This is a genomic window from Bacillus cereus group sp. RP37, from assembly GCF_040459695.1.
Taxonomy (GTDB): domain Bacteria; phylum Bacillota; class Bacilli; order Bacillales; family Bacillaceae_G; genus Bacillus_A.
Window position 1 is genome coordinate 3,791,146 of record NZ_JARVHP010000001.1, and the last position, 21,137, is coordinate 3,812,282.

Sequence of the window (21,137 nt, forward strand, 5' to 3'; positions counted from 1 at the left end):
CCCTTCTATATTAGCTGTTTGCTACTTTTGTTAAAGCTTCAATTACTCGATCCGCTTGGAATGGCTTTACAATAAAGTCTTTTGCTCCACCCTTAATTGCATCTAATACCATACCTTGTTGTCCCATTGCAGAACAAATAACAACTTTTGCACTTGAATCAATTTTAATAATTTCTTTTAATGCTTCAAGTCCGTCCATTTCTGGCATAGTAATATCTAATGTTACAATATCCGGTTGAAGTTCTTTAAACTTCTGAATTGCTTCTACTCCATTCTCTGCTTCACCAATAATTTCAAATTCAGAATTACTTTTTAATAAGTTTTTAATCATCGTTCGCATAAACATCGCATCATCTACAACTAAAATTTTATGTGCCATTCTTTTTAATTCTCTCCTTCTATGTATAAATATATCTTAATATTTCACCTTATCATTCTCACTCATTATACAAAATAAAATGATAAAATTTAATATTTTTTAAAAAGAATTTTCGTATTTTTATTATTTTATTATTAAAATGATAATATACTATTCTTTTATGTAAATGACAACGCGACGGTTTTTCTCCCAATTTTGCGGTGAATCATTTGGTACAACTGGCTTTGTGTCTGCATATCCTACCGCAGCTAGCCTTTTATCATCCACATTATACACTTCGATTAAGTGGTGAATCATATTTGCCGCTCTTGCTGAAGACAACTCCCAGTTAGAAGGGAATTTGTCATTATGAATAGGTCTACTATCTGTATGCCCTTCCACAACAATCGGATTTGGTACGGATTGGAAAAACCCAACTAATTGACTTATTATCTCTTTCGCTTCTGGTTTAACGTTCGCGTCACCCGTATCAAATATTAAATTATCTACTATAACGACGCTTACTCCCGTATCCTCTCGATATACATTCACTTGACTAATACCGTTATTATCTACATATGCTTTTAACTTTTTATATAATTCGTCCATTCTCTTTTTAGAGACCATTTTTTCATCATTTTTTTCATGTGAAATATCTGGTATTGTATTTTCCATTACTTTTGCATCTACTTGCTCCACATCACTAAACTTTTCAAGCATCTTCGACAATTTTACTGCATCCTGCTTTGATGTAGCAACTAGTAATACAAAGAAAGTTAATAATAACATCGTTAAATCTGTAAAAGTTGTCATCCAACGAGGCGATCCCCTTTGCGGTCGTTTTATCATCACCTTACCACTCCTTGAAATATTAGGCTGCTCGTTTTACTTTTTTTATCTTTGTTTCGTATACGTATGTATCCAGTTTTAACTTTAATTTAGAAGGAATTTGTCCACGATACAATTCTGAAATTGCTTCAATAACAAACTTCTTCTCTGTATATAAATCCTCAATACCACGATACACTTTTTCAGCAAGAGGGATTGCAATCATATTTGCAAGTACTGATCCATACAATGTCGTTAACATCGCAACTGCCATCCCTGTACCAATTTGCGATGTATCTTGCAAGTTTTGAAGCATAATGATAAGACCGATTAAAGTCCCTATCATGCCCCAAGCTGGAGCGAAATCGCCAATTTTATCTAATAACGCTGCTCCTTTTCTTAACTCATATACTTCTGTTTCAATATCTTTCATTAATACTTCTTTTAATTCATCTTCATCGTAACCACTTAACATTAATCGAATTCCTTTTTGAATAAAAGGATTGTCTACTTGCTCTCCATCAACTTCTAAAGAAAGCAGGCCATGTTTTTTAGACTTTTTCGAAAAATCAACAAACAAATCCGTTAACTGTTCTAAATCTGCTTCTCTTCTATGTAAAACAGTAAAAATACTTTTCGTATATTTTTTTATTTCTCCAAATCGATATGCCACAACAATTGTCGCTGTGGTTCCCCCTATGACAATTAAAATAGATGAAACATCTAAAAAGTTTTTAAAAGCTTTTATTCCACCGCCACCAATCATAATTGCCGCTATCACTATAGCAAAACCCACTATAATGCCAACTGGGCTAGAAATGTCAAACTTCCTTTTTCTTCTTTGTGGTCTAGCTAATCCTTGATTTTCGTCTCCCATATTCCTGCCCTTCCCTTTTCATTTTTATAAAACATTTTTTTATTTTAATAATGCGTTTTCACATATAATATGTATTATACGCTTATCATCTATTTATCGCAATATACTCATAGAATTGACACATTTTATTTCCATATTAGAATTACAGTATAGAAATATGAGGAGGATCACGATGGAACATAACATTTTACAAGTCATTGCACTAGCAGAAAAACTAAAATATGAAATGCGGCATAGCTGGCTTTCTAACGGACGTCAAGAAAGCGTTGCTGAACATACGTGGCGCATGTCTCTAATGGCCATTTTAGTTGAGCCTTATTTGGATCAAAAAGTCAATGTTGAAAAATTACTTAAAATGGTTATTATTCACGACCTAGTCGAGGCAGAAGCTGGTGATATTCCTGCTTTTGATACAATGAATAGTCATGAATTACAATTACAAAAACAAATAAATGAGCAAGAAGCAATTTTAAATATTAAACGCACATTAAAAGGTTCTCTCGGTGAGGAATTATATGATTTATGGATGGAGTTTGAAGCGAAAGAAACGTACGAAGCAAAAGTTGCTAACGCACTTGATAAACTTGAGGTGAAAATTCAGCATAACGAAGCTGATATTGATACGTGGCTACCAATTGAGCATAAAATGACATTCCAAGTAGCAAAGCATACAAACTTTGATTCTTTCCTATCTAAATTACAAAAACTCATCGAGCAAGATGGAGAAAAGAAATTACTAGCTGCCGGCATTGACGTTGAAGCTTGCAAAAGATAATGAAATAAGACACTCAATATGAGTGTCTTATTTCATTATTGTTGATACAGCCTGCTTGTAAATAAGTTGTTGTTTTCCATCAACTAACATTAAAACAGTAAATTTATCTATCGCAACAATTTCTCCTACTATTCTAACGCCACTCTTTAAAAAAATTGTAACAATACCTTTTTCTTCTTTTATTTGTTTATACAGCTCTTCTTGTAAATGTTCCAAATACTGTTCTCTCCTTCTTTTATAAAATATCTTAATATAAAAAACTACAAATTATTTATTTATGTACTTTATCTTTTACATTCATAAACTTATTAATTAGTATATCTAAATCTCGGCTAAATAACAAAACTTTATCATGATCCAATCCGTGTCTAGCAACAAGTTGAATTAGCTCTTTCTTTTTGTTTTCTATTTTATTTTGTAATTGTCCCATCTCCATCTCTTTACTAAAACTCCCTTTTCCCATAATATTACTTGTAAAATTATAGTACAAATCCTCTCATAAAAAAATATAAAAATGGTTTTTTTTACAATTTTATATTTTTTTATGAACAAATCGCAAAACATATAACGATTCATTCATACATCCCTAGCTCAATATACACTTAAAATGACCACACAGGCGTTTGTCTAATTACAAAAGAGACTGGCTCCTTTTCCACACAAAAAACATACTGTATACAGTAGTCCATGAATTATATAGATTAACTTACTCAAAGGAGGAAAACATATGAGCTATGGTGGAAGTTGCGCTGGTTTCGGCGGTGGATTTGCTTTGCTTATCGTACTATTCATCCTTCTAATCATCATCGGATGTAGCTGTTGGGGTGGCGGCGGATACGGATACTAATATATCCTATCCTTAACAAACGAACGAAAAACTATACGAAACAGCTCATATTTGAGCTGTTTTTTCATACTTTCGTATGAAGTGATATCCCTCTTTTTTGTGATTCCAACTAATAAAAAACCGTTTACTATGAAATCAGAAACATTTTTATTAAGGAGGATTACAATGATTAAAGGTCTTTACGAAGCACATTTACCTGTCCGTAACTTAGAAGTGTCTATACCTTTTTACGAATCGCTAGGGCTAAGATTATATAAAAGAGGAGATGATATTGCTTTCTTTTGGATTAAAGAAAATGAAAGTTGGCTCGGTCTTTGGGAAGGCACAGAATACAAAGTGAATTATCACCCCTCTTTACGACACATCGCCTTTCAAGTAAGCTTACATGATTTAGAAAATGCGATACACTGGCTAAACCAAAAAGGAATTTCAGCACGAAAAGACTTCGGAATGGAACCAATTGAACCAATTGTTTTTCCTGAATTAGCACATGCCGCCGTATACTTTAACGATCCTGATGGAAATAGTTTAGAATTGATTGCACAATTACCTGTTGAACTTCCTATAGAAGAGAAAGTGTATGTAAGCGAATGGAAAAAACAAGTTCAAGCATCATCATTACATAAGGATTAATCTTTTATGTCAGTTTCTTATAGCACACTTCTGAAAACAAATAATAACTTCAATAAATTATTTTATGGGCAAACATTAAGTGTACTTGGAGATTGGTTTCATACGGTAGCTTTAGTAACATTCGTCTATAGTATTACGGAGTCTCCATTTATGATAGCACTCACTTTTATAAGTAAAGGTTTGCCCCAGCTTCTTCTTAGCCCTTTCATAGGCGGCGTTGTAGATCGTTTTTCTAAAAAGAAGATTCTGATTTTTACCGATATTTTACGAGGCATGATCGTCCTCACTTACTTATTTGCACTATATAAAATTGAGATTATTTTCATTTCTAATATATGTTTATCCGTACTTTCTTGTTTATTTGAGCCGGCTAAACAAGCAACCTTAAAAAATATCGTACACCAAAATCATTTCGTAACTGCTAACTCTCTTTCTAGTACAATGAATGGTTTTATGTCTATTATGGGGGCTTCTTTAGGCGGGATCATTGCACAATCTTTACATATTGAGTTCGCTTTTTTAGTAAATAGCCTGTCATACTTTATTTCAGCCTATTTTATTTATAATATGAGTGTCCCTTCTCATGATACTTTTAGCAAGAAAAAAGCATTTTTTACTGATATAAAAGATGGCTATACATACATATTACAAACAAAAATCATTTTAACTTTAATTCTTGTCGGCATTTCATGGGGCATTATTGGAGGCGCCTATCAGCTACTTTTAACGATCTATGCCGAAAAAATTTTCCACACTAACATTGGGATTTTATATACAGTTCAAGGGGCTGGGCTTATGATGGGAAGCCTTCTCGTTAATCTTTATACATCTAAAAATAAAGAAAAAATGAAAAAGGTATTCGGTTGGGCCTATTTCCTACAAGGAATTTTCTTTCTTGCATTCATTTTATCCGATCAACTTATTAGCGGTATCATTACATTACTATGCATGCGCATAGCAGGAGGAATCATCGTTCCACTTGATACGACATTACTTCAAACTTACACGAAGGAAACTATGATGGGTAAAGTTTTTTCATTCCATTATTCCATTTACGGATCTCTTATTCAATTATCCATGTTTTTTACGGGATGGCTTTTAGAAATTCTTTCTCCGCAAATTATTGGTAGCCTATTAGCTATATGCTGTATTTTTGTTAGTTTTATATGGCTGTTCTTGTTTTATCGCGGGAAACTAAGTGAAGAATCTACTATCACTTAATAGCATGTTTATGTACATGCTATTTTTATTTATGTCGAAATATAAAGGAAAAAGGAGATTTATTTTCCTTACGTTCTAATTTTTTAGAATGTACAATAAATTTAGATTATAAGAAAGGAGATATCATAATGTTTGAAGATAGACTTACTATTTCAGCTGAGCAGCAGAAGCTCATTTCTAATGCAACTCGTATTCAAATTCTTCACCTTTTAAAAGACGAAGCACTCACTGCAAAGCAAGTAGCTACTAAACTAAACAAATCTGCTGGTAGCGTACATTATCACGTTCAAATTTTATATGATGGAGGGTTACTTGAATTAGTAGACACGAAGGAAAAACAAGGAATTATTGAAAAATATTATAAAGCAAAAGCTGCTCATTTCTATATTGAAGAAAGCGGCACAGAAGGAACGAATACAGGTAGTCATATTGTTTCTCATTTATTTTTAACTCCGGAGGAATTACAACAGCTTACTTGGGAGATTACACAAGTTTTATTACGCTGGGAAAACAAAACCGCTCGTCAATCAAACTCTGAAGAGGAATACGCTATTTCCTGCAGGATTAAAAAACAATGAAAGAAAGGGCCATTTGTTCATGAAAAATAAATTATTATTATTGTCGGGAACAGGAATTTCTCGTTTAGGTGATTTTATGTATCTCATCGCTCTAAACTTAATGGTATTAAATAGCACAAACTCACCTGCTGCTGTAGCAGGATTATGGATTGTTGGCCCAATTGCCACCGTTGTTACAAAAGTATGGTCTGGTAGTATAGTAGATCGATTAAACAAACGGTCCATTATGCTCATCACAGATATAATTCGAGCAGCTCTCATCGGCTGTATTCCACTATTTGATTCTATTTGGGCCATTTATATTTTTATCTTTTTGACTCGCATTGCTACATCATTTTTCGATCCAGCTTCATTTTCTTATAAAACAATGCTCATACGAGCTGAAGAACGCGCTCAATTCAACGCTTGGAATAACTTTTGTACAAGCGGGGCTTTTATTGTCGGTCCAGCTCTTGCTGGAATACTTCTCACCACGTACTCTGCATCCTTTGTTATTTACTGCAACTCACTTTCATTTCTACTTTCTACTATTCTCATTTATTTCTTACCAAACATTACATTACAAACAAAGCAAAACGAAGAGGTTGCAAATACTTTCGTACAAACATTACGAAGTGATTTGAAACAAGTTTTTTCATTTGCTCGAACTGAAACTTACATTATTCTCATATTCGTTTTATTTCAAGCGACTATGCTTGTTTCTATGGCACTCGATTCACAAGAAGTTGTTTTCACAAATCAAGTACTGTTTTTATCCGATATAGAATACAGTATGCTTGTGAGTATAACTGGAGCTGCTTACGTTTCCGGTTCATTTCTTGTCTCTCTCTTTTCCAAACGATTACCAATTCAACATTGTATCGGGTTAGGGATGATTTTCACAGCAATAGGCTATGTAATTTTCGCCTTTTCAAATTCATTTATCGTCGCAGCGAGCGGTTTCATTTTACTTGGCATTTCTTCATCATTTGCTGGTACTGGCTTTATAACATTTTATCAAAATAACATCCCTGTACATATGATAGGACGTATCGATAGCGTGTTTGATTCAATAAAAAATTTCATCCAAATCTTTTTCGTTTTAGCAATTGGGGCATCCGCACAATTTCTTTCCGTTCAAATTACTGTAATAAGTAGCTCGTTACTCATTCTTTTCCTTTCCTGTTTATTAGCACTCCGGGTAATGACTCCTTCACGAGAAAAATATTTTAAAGCTACAGGTTCATCGCTAGAATATTAACTGCAAGATAAAAAGCGGCTATTATGCCGCTTTTTATTTTCATATTAAATATTTAAAAACTAGAAGCCCGGCTATCGCTATTACAAACACATTGAAAAAAATCATCCAACTTTTTTCAAAATCTTTATATCTCTCTTCTTTCACTCCACATTGTTTTAGCTTTCCAATTAAAATTGTTAATTCTTGATTATACTCTTTACTTCCTAATTGTATATAATTGTTATTTATTTTAATTCCATATACATTTTTCATTTTTTTATGTTGCGAAACGGCTTGAATTGAGTTTACTAGTACATTGTATTCATTTAACTTTTTAAAATAACAATCTAACGCTATAATTTGTAACCTTGTATTAGTTAAAACAATGTAATAATAAAATGTAGCACCTGTGGTTAATATATTAGGTATAACTTTAGAATTTACAAGACTCCCTTCTTCCACTAATATTTCACATTCGATTTCTTCTCCTTCTTGCAACTCTTTCCGAACTGATTCTTCCAACATTTGCACCGTTAATTTCTTCAATAACTCCCCGTTTTTCACATAATATTTATCTATATTTATAGACTCATTCGCTTCTTTCTCTAAACGTGCAATTTCTTCTTCTGAATATTGGAGCTCATTTAACATAGATAATAATCTTTTATCCATATTACACACTCCCTTTCCACAGTTTTTGAATTTTTTTCTTCCCACGAGAAATTCGATTGTATATATAATCCGCCGTTACTTTTAATTCTTTTGCAATATCGTCAATGGAATATCCATCAATATACCTCTTTAAAAAGATATATCGATCTTTCTTATTTAAATCTTGAACGATTTCCATAATCTCTTCTTCTTGTTCTATTTCATACCTATCATGGACACTTGTATCTATTTCTACCTCCTTATCGATTTTATTCTCTTTATATACTTTCTTTTTATATTCCAATGCTTTTAATTTAGTAATGCCAATCATCCAAGATTTTAAGTTTCCCTTGTCGATATCAAATTGATCGATATGAAACCAAATGACAGTAAATACATCGTTATAACAATCATCCACATATTGTTTTTCAGTAGGGGTACTTAATGATTTATGAATAATGTACAAAATTAATTTTCCATATTGATTAATCACTTCTTTCAAAGCATCTTGATGGCGTTTTTTCATAGCTATAATTAAATCCTCTTCAGAATCGAAAATCATATGCATCTTCCTTCCTCAGTTCCCCTTTAGCAGCTGCCTTTACTTACTATTGGTATTTCATTCTCATTTTCTATCACTTTTGTAAAAATTTATTAATTTTTATTTCATGTATATGATAACAAATAAAATACCTAAGTTCAGAAAGTGGTATCCACATTCTGAACTTAGGTATTAACAATTTAATTATTCATTTATACTAAAGTTTTATCACAAAGCTCTGTTACATTTTTAAAGTATTGCAAGTTCTCCTTCGCTTCAGTGTCATTAAATAAATTGAGCTGCTTCATTATTTCAGTAGCAAATTCAACGTACGCAGACCCTACAGCTGTTATTATTTTTCCATCAACAGTTACATCTTTATTTTGTTTATATTCCCATTCATGTAAATGCGCTAATTGTTTTTCATCTGATGTTAATGATGTTGAGAATTTCTTCTTATTAAGTACGCCTGCTGCATGTAGTAAAGATGTTCCTGCACAAATACCCGCTATCCATTTATTCTGCTTATGTAATTCGTTCACGATAGATAACAATTGTTCATTTTCTAAATGGTCAAAAATATGCCCTCCTGGCACAATAAACACTTCATAGTCTGCTACTTCAACCTGCTCGATAGAGACATGTGGTTGACACAAAAAACCACCTTCTCCTGTCACTGTTTTTCCGTCTACAGTTGCTGTTATTATTTCAAATTCCTTACTTATCAAAAATAAACTCGCTATATTCACTTCAAATTCTGCAAACCCATCAAATAAAAAGATTAAAGCTTTTTTCATATTATCCCCTCCCCCTATACTTATTCGAAGACAATCACTTTTCTCCTCCAAAAAAGGGCAAACCCGTATGCAGGTCTGCCTTTTTACTCATTTCTTATTAAATCCTTTTTTACTTAAAAACTCTTTCATATGCATTCTTTTTTCTTTAGACATAAACGAACTCATTGATTCCGTCCATGTTATGCTTTTCTTGTTTGCTGATCTTTCTTTGTAATACGAGTTCATCGTTTCATCGTATTCATTTAATAATTCATCATATTTCTTTTCATCATATCCATTTTCATGAAGGATTGCTGCTACTGGTAAACGTGGTTTCACTCCATGATCTTCATCTGGTACACCGACTGTCATTCCAAACACAGGATATACTTTATCCGGTAAATGAAGCAATTCACTCACTTCCCTCGGGTTATTACGAATGCCACCAATATAACAAATACCGTACCCTAACGATTCTGCTGCTAACGCTAAGTTTTGCGCAAATAGTGAAGCGTCTACCGTTGCTACGATAAAGTCTTCTACTCCTTCATGCTTTATCTCTGTACCATGTTTTTCACATGCCATTTCAAGTCGTTTTAAATCTGCACAACAAACAAAGAATGCTGCGCAGTCTTTCACGTGACGATTTCCAGATAACTCTGCTAGTTCAGCCTTTAGGTCTGGATCTGTTACATATATAACAGAATAGGCTTGTACAAAATGCGAGGAAGCCGCATGCTGTGCAGCTTGCACCATTCTTTCTACTACATCTTTCGGAATGGATTCTTCTTTATATTTACGAACTGAAACGTGTTGCTCCATTTTATGTATGATCTCATTCATGAAAATCACTCCTTTTTCTCTTCATAATGAAAAATTAACATATCTTTTTCAATATTCACAACTTATAAGCACAAAAAGAGCAATTCTTTTTGAATTGCTCTTTTTTAAATCATCTATCAGTACGGTAAATGAAATTATATTGACGATTCGACAAGGAATATCGACTTCACTGATAAATACCGACATATTTACAGCAAATTATTTCTTGTCTTATTACGCCGTTTTCAAAACTTTAATACCTTTTACGATATTCCAAATGAAGTAGTAAATCCCTACAAGAATGAATACAGCATATGTGATCATCATGCCAATTCCAGCACCATCAGATTGATTGAAGCTTAAACCATATATGCCTGATAATGCTAATCCACCAAATAAGATTGCATATGGGAAAATATGTGACCAAAATGCTTTTTTCGCGTGGTATTTCACTTCATCCTCCGCAACGAAGTACACGATAATTGGTAGTAAAAATGGTGCAAAAAAGATACTAAAGTAACATAGTGAAGATAATATATTATTTCCTTTCATCCGATTCACCTCTAAATAGTTTTTGTTATCTTCATTATGTCAGGAATCCATTCTAGAAACTATCGCTTTACCTTTCATGAACATGACATATTTGTAAGATTTCCCTCCAAAAAAATCCCGTCTGGACTTCCAAACGGGATTTTTTCTCTATATTCGATTCATAAACCAATATTGCGTAATGGCTAAATACTCTCGTATATTTGATGGAATGACAATTCGCTTCGGTGTTTTCGCCGGAAGACCTTCTAATTGTAAACCTTGTTTGGCTGCTATTTTTTTCGCTCTAAACATATGGAAATCGTTTGTTACGATCATTCCTTTTTTCATATTGTCCGGAATTAAAGGTTTTGAGAATTTAATATTTTCATCTGTACTCGTTGACTTATCTTCCATTACTATGCGATTTTCTGCAATTTTTAGTTTCATTAATCCATTTTTCATTGCTAATGCTTCTGAAATATCTTCTCCTTTTCCTTTCCCTCCAGACACAATAGCAATTGTTCTCTCATGTGATTTTAAATACTCAGCTGCTTTATCAATACGATATTGCAAGGAATACGATGGTTCCGTCCCATTTACTTTCGATCCTAATACAATTATATAATCAGCATCATAGGCCGCATTCATTTGCCCATGCTTATAAATGTTATATTGTAAAAATCCCACATAAACAGCGCAAACCATTATAATTCCTATAATATATTTAATTATTTTCTTCTTTCTCATATCCATATACTCCTATGTTTTTTGCTTCTTTCATCATAATATCCATTTATTTGTTTGTATACAGACAAATTCCAATTCACCCTAATTTATCCTCTAGAAAGTAATATTTATATTCCTTTCGGGAACAGTAAGTACAACTTTGCACGAAGGAGTGTCTCTATTGCTTCTCTTTTTATGTAACGTATCGTTCTTTTTCATCTTATTTTTACTATCACTTAAGATGCTCGGTAAATCAGCTTTAGCACAACTAACTCCTCATGATTTTGGTGCTATTATCTTTTTATCTTATTTAGCTTTTCAAGCCATACCAGTCTCTGGTGCTTTACAAGCTTTTCTTGGTATGGTCGTTATTACATGTTTGCATTTAATCCTTACAAAATTAAGCCTATTCAACAAACTAAATCGTTTTATTCTCGGGCACCCTATCATTTTAATTAAACATGGTGACATTATTTTTGAGAACTTACAAAAAAGTAGATATCCCATCGCTGAATTACTTTCTAACCTTCGCGTCGCAGGATACCCAAGTGTTCATGAAATTGAATACGCTATTTTAGAAGCCAATGGAGCCATTAGTATTTTACCAAAACGTGAACTTGTACCATTAACCCCAAAAGATTTGAACATAGATGTTACGTATGCCGGATTACCAATTGCTCTTATCGTTGATTCACAAATTCAATACGATAACTTAAAGCTAATTCATAAGGACGAAAAGTGGTTATATAAAGAATTAAAAGAAAAAGGCATCACAAATATTAAAAACGTTGCCTTTGCGTCTGTTCAAGAAACAGATGGATCTTTTGCTATTAGTTTAAAAAAATAAAAAATCCCCTTACTTGCTCAAGGGGATTTCTTCATTATATTACTTCTTTCTCTCCTGCCATGTTTAATGGAACAGGATGTTTCATACGATTCATCGTAAATACGATAATCGCTGTCAACACTTCCGCTACTGGCATAACGAGCCAAATTCCGTTTATCCCAAATAACTTTGGCATAATCCATAACAATGGAATTATAAATAGTAACCCTCGGCTCATTATAATAAGCACCGATTTCTTCGTTTGTCGCACTGATTGGAAATACTCTCCATACACAATGTTATAGCCTAAAAATACGTATTGGATAAAGAACAAACTAATACCTGTTAATGTTAACTCCAATAATTCTGGAGATTGGACATCAAATAGACCAATAATATATTTCCCGAAGAATAATCCGACAATTATTGCAACGCCTCCGAGTACAACTGCAATTTTCACAGCAAACTGTAAACCTTCACGCAATCTTTCTGCTAAATTTGCACCGTAATGGAAACTAGCAATTGGTTGCAATGCAGCACCTACACCGAAGAATAATAGTAATGTCATCGCGTGAATACTATTTACCATCGCATAGGAAGCAACTCCTACTTCTCCTGCATATTGGACGAATGCGATATTAAAACCAATCGTTACGATTGCGACCGTACTTTCTGTTGTAAAGCTTGGGAAACCTATTATCATAATTTGTTTAATCGTATCCCATTCAAAATGGAATTTCGTCCACTTTAAAATACTACTTTTTCTAAAGAAGTGAGTTAATAATACGAGGAAGCCAATTGCTGCTGAAAGAATCGTCGCTGAAGCAGCACCTGTTACGCCCCATCCAAAGATGAAAATAAAGATATAGTCAAACACTATATTTAATACAGCAGTTACAACTAGACCTGCCATTGCTAAATTAGGATTTCCATCATTTCGTATAAATGTACTTAAAATATTTTCTAAAACGTATATCATTCCAAATGTTAATAACACATGTAAATAGTCTAACGCATACGGTAAAATCACTTCATTTGCACCGAATAAGTATGCTAAATCTTCTATTCTCCATAAACAAATCGCTGCTAAAATACCTACGATAATGACTGCTACCGTCATAGATTGAGTAAAAATAGACCTTGCTCTTTCTAATTTATTTTCACCTAGTGCAATGGAATATAGCGTTGCCCCGCCCATTCCGATCCACAATGAAATCGAGAAGAAAATTGAAAACGCTGGAATAGCGACGTTTACTCCTGCTAAACCGTTCGCTCCAACTCCTCTACTAATCATAACCGCGTCAATCACAATATTAACTGACATTAATACCATTCCAAGAACGGATGGTATTAAATAAGAAATAAATAAACTTTTAATTGGTTTTTCTCTTAATTTTTCTGTTACTTCCATACTAGTATGCTCCTTTTTTCAACGCTCTGTTCACAGTTTAAACCTTCAAGTAACTTGAAGGTCAAGAGAGAATTAAAAAATAGGTAACTGAATTGTACTAATGAATGTGAATTTGTAATCATTTCAAAGGTTTTCACCTTATTTTTTCACTACAGGAATTTGAATTTCCGTTACTTGCTCCTCCGGATTTTCTGTTACAGACCAATCAATTAATGCAATCTCAATCGCATCTCCGTCTACTTCATATCCCTCTTGATCAATGTATTTCATTAACTTCTTATATGTTTCATCAGTTTCTTCATATGGTCCATGGTGATATACACAGGCAAATATACCTTCTTTAATTTCATCTGCACTATGTACTTGAAAAGGCATGTAATCCAAAAGAATAAAAACACTGCTATATGCTTGAAACTCATTTTGCATGAGCCCTTTTTTCGCAACAGTTACACCAATATCTCCAGAAAATAAACTATCATCCATTTGCCTCATATTTTTTTGCAACGAATGGATGTAGTACTCAAACATATCATCCGTCGTATTCGGGGCAACCGCAATTGCTGTAATTTTTCGCTGCGGGATCTCTTTAATTACCATTTGTTCAGCTTTTGCTTTTGTTGCTTCCTTAATTAAATGAATTCTATGCTCCATTTTCGCCAAAGCATACTCAATTTCTCTTTGTTTTTTCAACATCATTTCTTGTTGTTTTTCTAGTAAATTGAGTGCGTATGCTGGATTTCTTTCATCAATATATTTCTTAATTTCCTTTAATGGAATATTTAATTGGCGTAAAAACTTAATCGTATCTAATAGTGAAAATTGATCGATTGTGTAATAGCGATAATTTGTTTGTGGGTCCACAATGGACGGATGAAAAATTCCCTTTTCATCATAATAACGTAAAGTAGATTCCGCTATATTATGCATTTTTGCCATTTCTCCAATTGTAAAACGTTTATCTAATAACATATTTCTTTCTCCAATTCATAAAAATGTGCCCTATTTCTTCTTATTATATAGTGATTCCCTCCATATCTAAATCGAATCCTATCATGAAAATCTGCTATTTTTTCATTGATTTTTCATACATTTTATTATATATTAATTACAGGTTCAAATTACGAGTTCAAAAGAACTTGTAATCAGACCCTTTGTTTAATGGGTTTTACATATTTTCATTAGGCAAATTCCGAGAAATCGTATGATAAAAATAAAAATGATGAGGAGAGGATCCGATGGAATTCGAATTTTTCTTTCAAATTGCACTTATTTTATTAAGTACAAAGCTTGCTGGTGATCTTAGTGTTAGATTAGGTCAACCTTCTGTACTAGGTAAATTAATTGTCGGTATCGTTATCGGTCCAGCTGTATTAGGTTGGATTGAAAATTCAGAGCTTCTAACACAATTAAGTAATGTCGGTGTTATTCTTTTAATGTTTATGGCAGGACTTGAAACAGACTTAGAAGAATTAAACGCAAATCGTAATTCTTCTTTAGCAGTTGCACTTGGAGGTATCGTTCTTCCATTCGTAGGTGGTTACGTTTCTGGTCTTATTATGGGAATGGAACAAGGAAATGCTGTATTTTTAGGATTACTTCTATGTGCGACAAGTGTTAGTATTTCCGTACAAACACTTCGCGATTTAGGAAAGATGAAAACACGTGAAAGTACAACGATGCTTGGTGCTGCTGTATTTGATGACATTCTTGTTGTTATTTTATTAGCATTTGCAATGAGCTTCTTAGGTACAGACGATGTTAACTTAACAATGGTTATCTTGAAGAAAGTTGTATTCTTCGCTTCTATTATTTTAATCGGATGGAAAGGTGTTCCTGCGATTATGCGCTGGTTATCACCACTACGCGTATCTGAGTCTATCGTGAGCGCGGCTCTTATCATCTGTTTCTCATTCGCATATTTCGGCGAACTATTAGGAATTGCTGGTATTATCGGTGCTTTCGCAGCTGGTATCGCTATTTCTCAAACGAACTACAAACATGAAGTAGAAAAGAAAGTAGAACCAATTGCTTACGCTATGTTCGTTCCAGTGTTCTTCGTAAGTATCGGTATGAATATTACATTTGATGGTATTGGCAATCAAATTTGGTTCATCCTAGCTTTAACAGTCATCGCAGTATTAACGAAACTAATCGGTTGTGGATTCGGTGCACGAATGACTGGATTTGACGCTAAGTCTTCTGCAATTATCGGTGCTGGAATGGTTTCTCGTGGTGAAGTTGCACTTATCATCGCAGGAACAGGACTTTCTTCAGGTCTACTAGCACAAGATTACTTTACAGCTATCGTTATTGTCGTTATTTTAACTACAATGATTACACCACCAATGTTAAAATACACTTTTGGTGCAAAAGATAAAGCACTGAAAGCAAGTAAATAAGTTTCATATAATAAAAGGAGATTGCTACCTTATAAGATAGCAATCTCCTTTTTATTGTATCTTTAAACAATCCCGTTCTTTTTCAACCATTTTTCAAAAATAATTCGTGCTTCTTCATCATCAATATCATTACGAAATGAATACACCATAATACCATAATCATCTATATATTCACCTAGCTTCATTTCCTCCACTTTCTTATAAAAATTGCCTGCCTCATAGTGCGGAATATAAGCATCCCAAACTGGTTCATGTAGTCTTTTGTATGCCGTCACCTCTAAATCATGTCCATCTTCATAATATCCGATGTGATAATGTTGACTAGGATCTTATTTCTTCATAATAATTCCCTCCCTTTGAAAATTTATCATATTTCACATAATAAACAAAAGCGAGCTGTATATTACAGCTCGCTTCATTCATTAAATACGTTCCATCGCCGTCTTCAACGTTCCAACAACGAAAGCAATTTCTTCACTTGAAATAACAAGTGGTGGTGCTAATGTTAAGACGTTATTATATCCTGCTGTTGTCATGCCGTTTCGTCCTATAATTAAACCTTTTTCTTTACAAGCATTTACAACACTTGCAATTTTATCGTTATCAATTGGCTCTTTCGTCTCTTTATCATTTACTAGTTCGATTCCAACTAGTAGACCTTTTCCTCTAATATTTCCAACTAACGGATGTTCCCCGATTTCTTCTTTTAATTGCTCTAATAAAAGCGAGCCCATTTGTGCAGATCGCTCAATTAAATTTTCATTTTCCATAATCTCTAAGTTTTTAAGCGCTAATGCACAAGCCGCAGGATTTCCACCAAATGTATTAATATGACGGAAGAATTCATATTCTCCCTTCCCTTTAAATGCTTCATATATTTCTTTTTTCACAGCTGTCGCTGATAACGGTAAATATGCACTCGTGATCCCTTTTGCCATCGTAATAATATCTGGCTTTACATCATAATTCATAAATCCAAACGCTTTTCCTGTACGTCCGAAACCGCAAATCACTTCATCACTAATGAGTAGTGCACCGTGTTTTTGACACGTTTCATGAACAGCTTTCATATAGTCTTGTGGCGGCATTAAAATGCCTCCGCCCGTAATAATTGGTTCCATAATAAAAGCTGCAATCGTTTCACTTAATTCCCATGTCATGACACGATCTACTTCTTTTACACATTCTACATCATAAATGTTCTCTGTTTCTATTTCAGGCATACGATAACAATCTGGCGGCGTTACATGTAAAAATCCTGAAGCAAATGGCTCATATTGATATCTACGTTGTGCTTGTCCCGTCGCTGCCATCGTTGCCATTGTATTTCCATGATACCCGCGGTAACGTGACATAAATTTATAACGATGTGGTTCACCTTTTTGAGCATAGTATTGCCTTGCTATTTTAAAAGCTGTTTCATTCGCTTCCGAACCACTATTAGAGAAGAAAATAACATACTCTCCTCCAAGCCACTCATTTAATTTTTCTGCAAGCTTTATAGCCGGTTCATGCGATTGTGACATCGGAAAATATGATAATGTTTGTAATTGCTTATAAGCCGCCTCTGCGAGCTCTTTTCTTCCGTATCCACTATTCACACACCAAAGACCACTCATTCCATCTAAATATCTTTTTCCTTGTATATCTTCAACCCAGCACCCTTCTGCTTTTGCCCCTATCATTGTACTATTTGGACTAAAGGGACGCATTCCGTGCCACACATATTGCTCGTCTTTTGCTAATAATTCATCAGTCTGTTTCGTTTTCATCATTTCTTCCACCTTCCATAACAACTTATTTTTCACAAAAGCTGCGCTGGTGCCATGATGATTTAAATTTCTCCCTGCTTATTTTCATTCCACAAAATTAAGACAAATCCTACTTACAAAGCAGTATTATTTACAAGAAAATGACAAAAGAAAAAGGAGCTTTTCTTATCTATCGAAAAGCCCCTCTTTTTTAATGCGAGGATGCATCACTAATACCATGTCCAGTATTAGATTTCACAAGAATTTCATCAAATTTCGCAGCATCTTCTTTCTTACTAGATAAAACGGTTCCTAAATATGCTGCCAGGAATCCGAGCGGAATCGAAATAATTCCAGGTGTCGTATATGGGAATATCGCTTCCCCAACAAATATAGCTTTTCCAGCTACAGGGTTCCAAACATTTGGACTTAACGCTACAAGAACAATTGCTGATACAAGACCAACAATCATACCAGAGATGGCACCTGTTGTATTGAAGCGCTTCCAATATATTGTGAATAATATAACTGGCAAGTTTGCACTCGCTGCAACCGCAAATGCTAATGAAACTAAAAATGCTACGTTCAATGTTTGAGCAAATAACGCTAATATAATAGATAATACCGCTACTCCAATAGACGCATAACGAGCCATGGACACTTGCTCTTTTTCCGTTGATTTTCCTTTGCGAAGAATCTCATTATAAAAATCATGCGCGAATGCTGATGCCGCTGTTAATACAAGTCCTGCCACTACAGCTAAAATTGTTGCAAAGGCAATGGCTGATACGAAAGCAAATAAGAAATCTCCACCTAACGCTTTAGCTAATAAAGGTGCTGCCATATTACCAGCAGGGTTTGCTTTCATAATTGCCTCATTTCCTACAAACGCCGCTGCTCCAAACCCTAAGAAAATTGTCATAATATAAAATGCACCAATTAACCACGTAGCGTATACAACAGATTGACGTGCTGTTTTTGCATCACGTACTGTAAAAAAGCGAACAAGAATATGTGGTAATCCTGCAGTACCAAGGACTAGTCCTAAATTTAAAGATAGCGTATCAAGACCATCTTTATACTTTACTCCTGGATTTAAAAACGAATCTTTTAATGGTGTAGCTGTTTTCATTTGCGCAAACATTTCAGTCACACTGAAATTAAATTTGGAGAAAACGATAACAGAAATAATAAATGTACCAGCCATAAGTAGTACAGCCTTAACAATTTGTACCCAACTCGTCGCAGTCATTCCACCAAAAATAACGTACACTGTCATTAATGTACCAACGATTAAAACTGATGTCGTATATTCGATTCCTAATAATAATTTAATAAGTGCACCAGCCCCAACTAATTGTGCAATCATATAAAAAATCGAAATCGTCATCGTATTAAGCGCTGCAACTCCGCGAACTTTTTTCGCATCAAAACGCGCCGCAATCATATCTGCTAACGTGTACTTCCCTAAATTTCTAAGCGGTTCTGCGACAAGGTATAGAACAACTAAATAAGCAACTAAAAAGCCGATACTATAAAAGAATCCATCAAACCCAGTTAACGCGATCGCCCCGGCTATACCAAGAAATGACGCAGCAGACATATAATCTCCCGCAATGGCCAGCCCATTTTGCCAACCAGTTAATCCCCCTCCAGCCGTATAAAATTCACTCGCATTTTTCGTTTTTTTCGATGCAAAATAGGTTATGACTAGCGTACCAAGGACAATAATTAAAAATAGTGCAAACGCAGTCGTATTCAAGTTCAGCCCCTCCCTTTTTGCATATCTTGTAGAATTTTTTGCGAGATTTCATCAAATGATTCCGCCTTTTTGCTATAAATCATACATAATGCCCATGTCATAATAAATTGTGCGAAAGCAAATACCCATGCCCATGTAACATCACCAAATGCTGGTGTATTGAGCACCTTTGAATACGATGTTAAAATAGGTAGTGCAATAAAAAAGCTTAAAAAGAAAATACTCATCGGAACGATAAACTTCTTTTTCGTATTTAATAGCAATTGAAATTCTTCTGACTGAACAACCTCTGTATAATTCACCTCATTTTGTAACTTACGTGCTGACGTATCATCTCGTTTCATTCTCCGATCCCCTCTCTTACTAGAAATACAATTCCCCCTTGTATACCTAAAGACTAAATTTTATAAATATTCAGAAACTTATTTTCATTTTAGACAATCCATACATTCCTGCAAAGATTTTTCGATAGACATTTTTCGGCATTTTTCCCTAAGTTTTTAATATACTTTTTCAACATAAAATTTTTACTTTTCAACCCGTACCAATCGAGCTTTTATTCTCGTTAAAATAAAATAAAAAGTAGCGCTTATCGCACTACTTCTGTCTTTTTCTCTTTTTCTAAATTACGAGCTGTTTCGCTTAATTCAACGTCTTTTCCATCTTTAAGTGTTCCAAATAGGAAATCAAATACTGGATTTGAAACACCAAACCAAAACTTTTCATTTTTATAATGGTGTAATATGTGCTGTTTTTTTAACCATCTTCCAAACTTAGTGAAAGGACGAATTGGCTTATGCGCAATATAATGTTTCCATTCATAAACGAGAAGCATGATAATCATTCCGATTCCGAATGAAAGTGTAATAGTAACACTTTTTGTTATACCGTATGATATAAGTAAATATATAGTAAAGCTAGGTATACTAAACCATACAGGCAAAAATAAAAGTTTTAAATCATCTGGATATACGTGATGATCATAATGTAATCTTCTTAACATTTTTAATAAAAATACGTTTTTAGGTGGCTTTAAATGGAATAAAAACCGATGTGTCATATATTCGTTAAGCGTATAAAAAACAATACCAAACAAACACGCTAACATACCGATCCATGTAAAAAATTGCATTTTTAAAATAATGATGAAAATAATTAGAATACTATACATAATAACGATATCATGTTGTAAAAAGAACTCTTTCCCCACTCTCTTCATCTTTCTTCCCCTTTTCCAAAAAAACAGCCGCAACATATCGTTACGACTATTTCTTTTATTTTCTATTCTTATTCTATTCCCTTTACAAATTTGCCTGTTGCTCTATTGTCGAGAAAAAATTATTCGATCCAAATATATTTTGCTTCGGAATAATATGTTCCACCGCAAACACTGTTACTTCTCCTCTTTGTACCTCTCCAATAATGAGCCCAAGTACTTCATGATTTACCGCAAACGTTGGTTGCTTTGTTTGTAGTAATCTTGCTGCATTATGAAATACCGCTTCATATAGTGGATTCCTATCAGTAATTTCTTTTCGGATTTTTGGTGCTAACGTAATAATAATTTCTTTTCCGTCAATAGTGGTTCGATACATAAAAATCTCC

The 21,137-nt window shown here is 33.8% G+C and carries 27 protein-coding genes; 8 read left to right on the plus strand and 19 right to left on the minus strand.

Features of this window, described 5'->3' with window-relative positions; all coding sequences use genetic code 11:
• Positions 1–10: 10 nt before the first annotated feature.
• The 3 genes from QCI44_RS19970 to QCI44_RS19980 all read right to left on the minus strand — a co-directional run bounded on the left by QCI44_RS19970 (position 11) and on the right by QCI44_RS19980 (position 2,063).
• A complete protein-coding gene (locus QCI44_RS19970) occupies positions 11–379 on the minus strand; it encodes a response regulator (protein ID WP_000940570.1) in 369 nt (122 codons plus the stop codon).
• 150 nt (positions 380–529) lie between these two features.
• Positions 530–1,207 carry an OmpA family protein gene (locus tag QCI44_RS19975; protein WP_060630271.1) on the minus strand — a complete coding sequence of 226 codons (678 nt, stop codon included), beginning with the start codon at positions 1,205–1,207 and terminating at the stop codon, positions 530–532.
• Positions 1,208–1,229: 22 nt separating this feature from the next.
• On the minus strand, positions 1,230–2,063 hold the full coding sequence (locus QCI44_RS19980; protein WP_016088546.1) for a flagellar motor protein MotP: 834 nt from the start codon (positions 2,061–2,063) through the stop codon (positions 1,230–1,232).
• Positions 2,064–2,235: 172 nt separating this feature from the next.
• Here QCI44_RS19980 and QCI44_RS19985 point away from each other — a divergent pair, with 172 nt between their 5' ends.
• Positions 2,236–2,838, plus strand: coding sequence for an HD domain-containing protein (locus QCI44_RS19985; protein ID WP_098505915.1), 603 nt, complete (start codon positions 2,236–2,238; stop codon positions 2,836–2,838).
• 27 nt (positions 2,839–2,865) lie between these two features.
• Here the strand turns inward: QCI44_RS19985 and hfq are convergent, their stop codons facing one another.
• A complete protein-coding gene (gene hfq, locus QCI44_RS19990) occupies positions 2,866–3,054 on the minus strand; it encodes an RNA chaperone Hfq (protein ID WP_000400658.1) in 189 nt (62 codons plus the stop codon).
• A 55-nt stretch (positions 3,055–3,109) separates the two neighbouring features.
• Positions 3,110–3,328: an aspartyl-phosphate phosphatase Spo0E family protein gene (locus QCI44_RS19995; RefSeq protein ID WP_060630268.1), complete on the minus strand. Its 219-nt coding sequence runs from the start codon at positions 3,326–3,328 to the stop codon at positions 3,110–3,112.
• 237 nt (positions 3,329–3,565) lie between these two features.
• Between QCI44_RS19995 and QCI44_RS20000 the strand changes: the two genes are divergently transcribed.
• The 5 genes from QCI44_RS20000 (at position 3,566) to QCI44_RS20020 (ending at position 7,357) form a co-directional block, all read left to right on the plus strand.
• Entirely contained in the window at positions 3,566–3,685 is a 120-nt protein-coding gene (locus QCI44_RS20000) for a YjcZ family sporulation protein (protein ID WP_000120179.1), read from the plus strand.
• A gap of 165 nt (positions 3,686–3,850) precedes the next feature.
• The gene (locus QCI44_RS20005) at positions 3,851–4,318 is read left to right on the plus strand and encodes a VOC family protein (protein WP_353811411.1); all 468 of its coding nucleotides are present in this window, start codon (positions 3,851–3,853) and stop codon (positions 4,316–4,318) included.
• A gap of 6 nt (positions 4,319–4,324) precedes the next feature.
• The gene (locus QCI44_RS20010; RefSeq protein ID WP_353811412.1) at positions 4,325–5,539 is read left to right on the plus strand and encodes an MFS transporter; all 1,215 of its coding nucleotides are present in this window, start codon (positions 4,325–4,327) and stop codon (positions 5,537–5,539) included.
• Positions 5,540–5,667: 128 nt separating this feature from the next.
• Positions 5,668–6,117 (plus strand): ArsR/SmtB family transcription factor, encoded by a 450-nt coding sequence (locus QCI44_RS20015; protein ID WP_353811413.1) that lies wholly within the window; start codon positions 5,668–5,670, stop codon positions 6,115–6,117.
• A 19-nt stretch (positions 6,118–6,136) separates the two neighbouring features.
• A complete protein-coding gene (locus QCI44_RS20020) occupies positions 6,137–7,357 on the plus strand; it encodes an MFS transporter (protein ID WP_353811414.1) in 1,221 nt (406 codons plus the stop codon).
• Positions 7,358–7,396: 39 nt separating this feature from the next.
• Here the strand turns inward: QCI44_RS20020 and QCI44_RS20025 are convergent, their stop codons facing one another.
• The 6 genes from QCI44_RS20025 to QCI44_RS20050 all read right to left on the minus strand — a co-directional run bounded on the left by QCI44_RS20025 (position 7,397) and on the right by QCI44_RS20050 (position 11,404).
• Complete coding sequence (locus QCI44_RS20025; RefSeq protein WP_098560723.1) at positions 7,397–8,008, minus strand: flagellar motor switch protein FliG; 612 nt, start codon at positions 8,006–8,008, stop codon at positions 7,397–7,399.
• 1 nt (position 8,009) lies between these two features.
• Entirely contained in the window at positions 8,010–8,555 is a 546-nt protein-coding gene (locus tag QCI44_RS20030) for a sigma-70 family RNA polymerase sigma factor (RefSeq protein ID WP_353811415.1), read from the minus strand.
• A gap of 185 nt (positions 8,556–8,740) precedes the next feature.
• The gene (locus tag QCI44_RS20035) at positions 8,741–9,325 is read right to left on the minus strand and encodes a type 1 glutamine amidotransferase family protein (RefSeq protein ID WP_353811416.1); all 585 of its coding nucleotides are present in this window, start codon (positions 9,323–9,325) and stop codon (positions 8,741–8,743) included.
• Positions 9,326–9,412: 87 nt separating this feature from the next.
• Positions 9,413–10,147, minus strand: a complete 735-nt coding sequence (nfsA, locus tag QCI44_RS20040; RefSeq protein WP_098485793.1) for an oxygen-insensitive NADPH nitroreductase — start codon at positions 10,145–10,147, stop codon at positions 9,413–9,415.
• A gap of 213 nt (positions 10,148–10,360) precedes the next feature.
• Positions 10,361–10,678 carry a magnetosome magnetite crystal formation protein family gene (locus QCI44_RS20045; protein WP_016134047.1) on the minus strand — a complete coding sequence of 106 codons (318 nt, stop codon included), beginning with the start codon at positions 10,676–10,678 and terminating at the stop codon, positions 10,361–10,363.
• Positions 10,679–10,825: 147 nt separating this feature from the next.
• Complete coding sequence (locus QCI44_RS20050; RefSeq protein WP_088083524.1) at positions 10,826–11,404, minus strand: YdcF family protein; 579 nt, start codon at positions 11,402–11,404, stop codon at positions 10,826–10,828.
• A gap of 160 nt (positions 11,405–11,564) precedes the next feature.
• On the opposite strand from QCI44_RS20050, the gene QCI44_RS20055 reads away from it, so the two are divergent.
• Entirely contained in the window at positions 11,565–12,230 is a 666-nt protein-coding gene (locus QCI44_RS20055) for a DUF421 domain-containing protein (protein ID WP_016088556.1), read from the plus strand.
• A gap of 34 nt (positions 12,231–12,264) precedes the next feature.
• Here QCI44_RS20055 and QCI44_RS20060 read toward each other — a convergent pair whose 3' ends face one another.
• Both QCI44_RS20060 and QCI44_RS20065 read right to left on the minus strand, forming a co-directional pair.
• Entirely contained in the window at positions 12,265–13,620 is a 1,356-nt protein-coding gene (locus tag QCI44_RS20060) for an MATE family efflux transporter (RefSeq protein ID WP_353811417.1), read from the minus strand.
• 138 nt (positions 13,621–13,758) lie between these two features.
• Positions 13,759–14,589 carry a MerR family transcriptional regulator gene (locus QCI44_RS20065; protein WP_016088558.1) on the minus strand — a complete coding sequence of 277 codons (831 nt, stop codon included), beginning with the start codon at positions 14,587–14,589 and terminating at the stop codon, positions 13,759–13,761.
• Between the two features lie 266 nt (positions 14,590–14,855).
• Between QCI44_RS20065 and QCI44_RS20070 the strand changes: the two genes are divergently transcribed.
• Positions 14,856–16,019, plus strand: coding sequence for a cation:proton antiporter (locus QCI44_RS20070; RefSeq protein WP_016088559.1), 1,164 nt, complete (start codon positions 14,856–14,858; stop codon positions 16,017–16,019).
• Positions 16,020–16,081: 62 nt separating this feature from the next.
• Here the strand turns inward: QCI44_RS20070 and QCI44_RS20075 are convergent, their stop codons facing one another.
• The 6 genes from QCI44_RS20075 to QCI44_RS20100 form a co-directional block, all read right to left on the minus strand.
• The gene (locus QCI44_RS20075; RefSeq protein WP_098505911.1) at positions 16,082–16,327 is read right to left on the minus strand and encodes a DUF3986 family protein; all 246 of its coding nucleotides are present in this window, start codon (positions 16,325–16,327) and stop codon (positions 16,082–16,084) included.
• 114 nt (positions 16,328–16,441) lie between these two features.
• Complete coding sequence (locus QCI44_RS20080) at positions 16,442–17,791, minus strand: aspartate aminotransferase family protein (RefSeq protein ID WP_116349057.1); 1,350 nt, start codon at positions 17,789–17,791, stop codon at positions 16,442–16,444.
• A gap of 190 nt (positions 17,792–17,981) precedes the next feature.
• Entirely contained in the window at positions 17,982–19,532 is a 1,551-nt protein-coding gene (locus QCI44_RS20085) for a solute symporter family protein (protein WP_016088562.1), read from the minus strand.
• 2 nt (positions 19,533–19,534) lie between these two features.
• Complete coding sequence (locus QCI44_RS20090; RefSeq protein ID WP_016088563.1) at positions 19,535–19,876, minus strand: DUF485 domain-containing protein; 342 nt, start codon at positions 19,874–19,876, stop codon at positions 19,535–19,537.
• Between the two features lie 245 nt (positions 19,877–20,121).
• On the minus strand, positions 20,122–20,751 hold the full coding sequence (locus QCI44_RS20095; protein WP_088083522.1) for a sterol desaturase family protein: 630 nt from the start codon (positions 20,749–20,751) through the stop codon (positions 20,122–20,124).
• 82 nt (positions 20,752–20,833) lie between these two features.
• Positions 20,834–21,127 carry a hypothetical protein gene (locus QCI44_RS20100; protein WP_016088565.1) on the minus strand — a complete coding sequence of 98 codons (294 nt, stop codon included), beginning with the start codon at positions 21,125–21,127 and terminating at the stop codon, positions 20,834–20,836.
• Positions 21,128–21,137 lie beyond the last annotated feature (10 nt).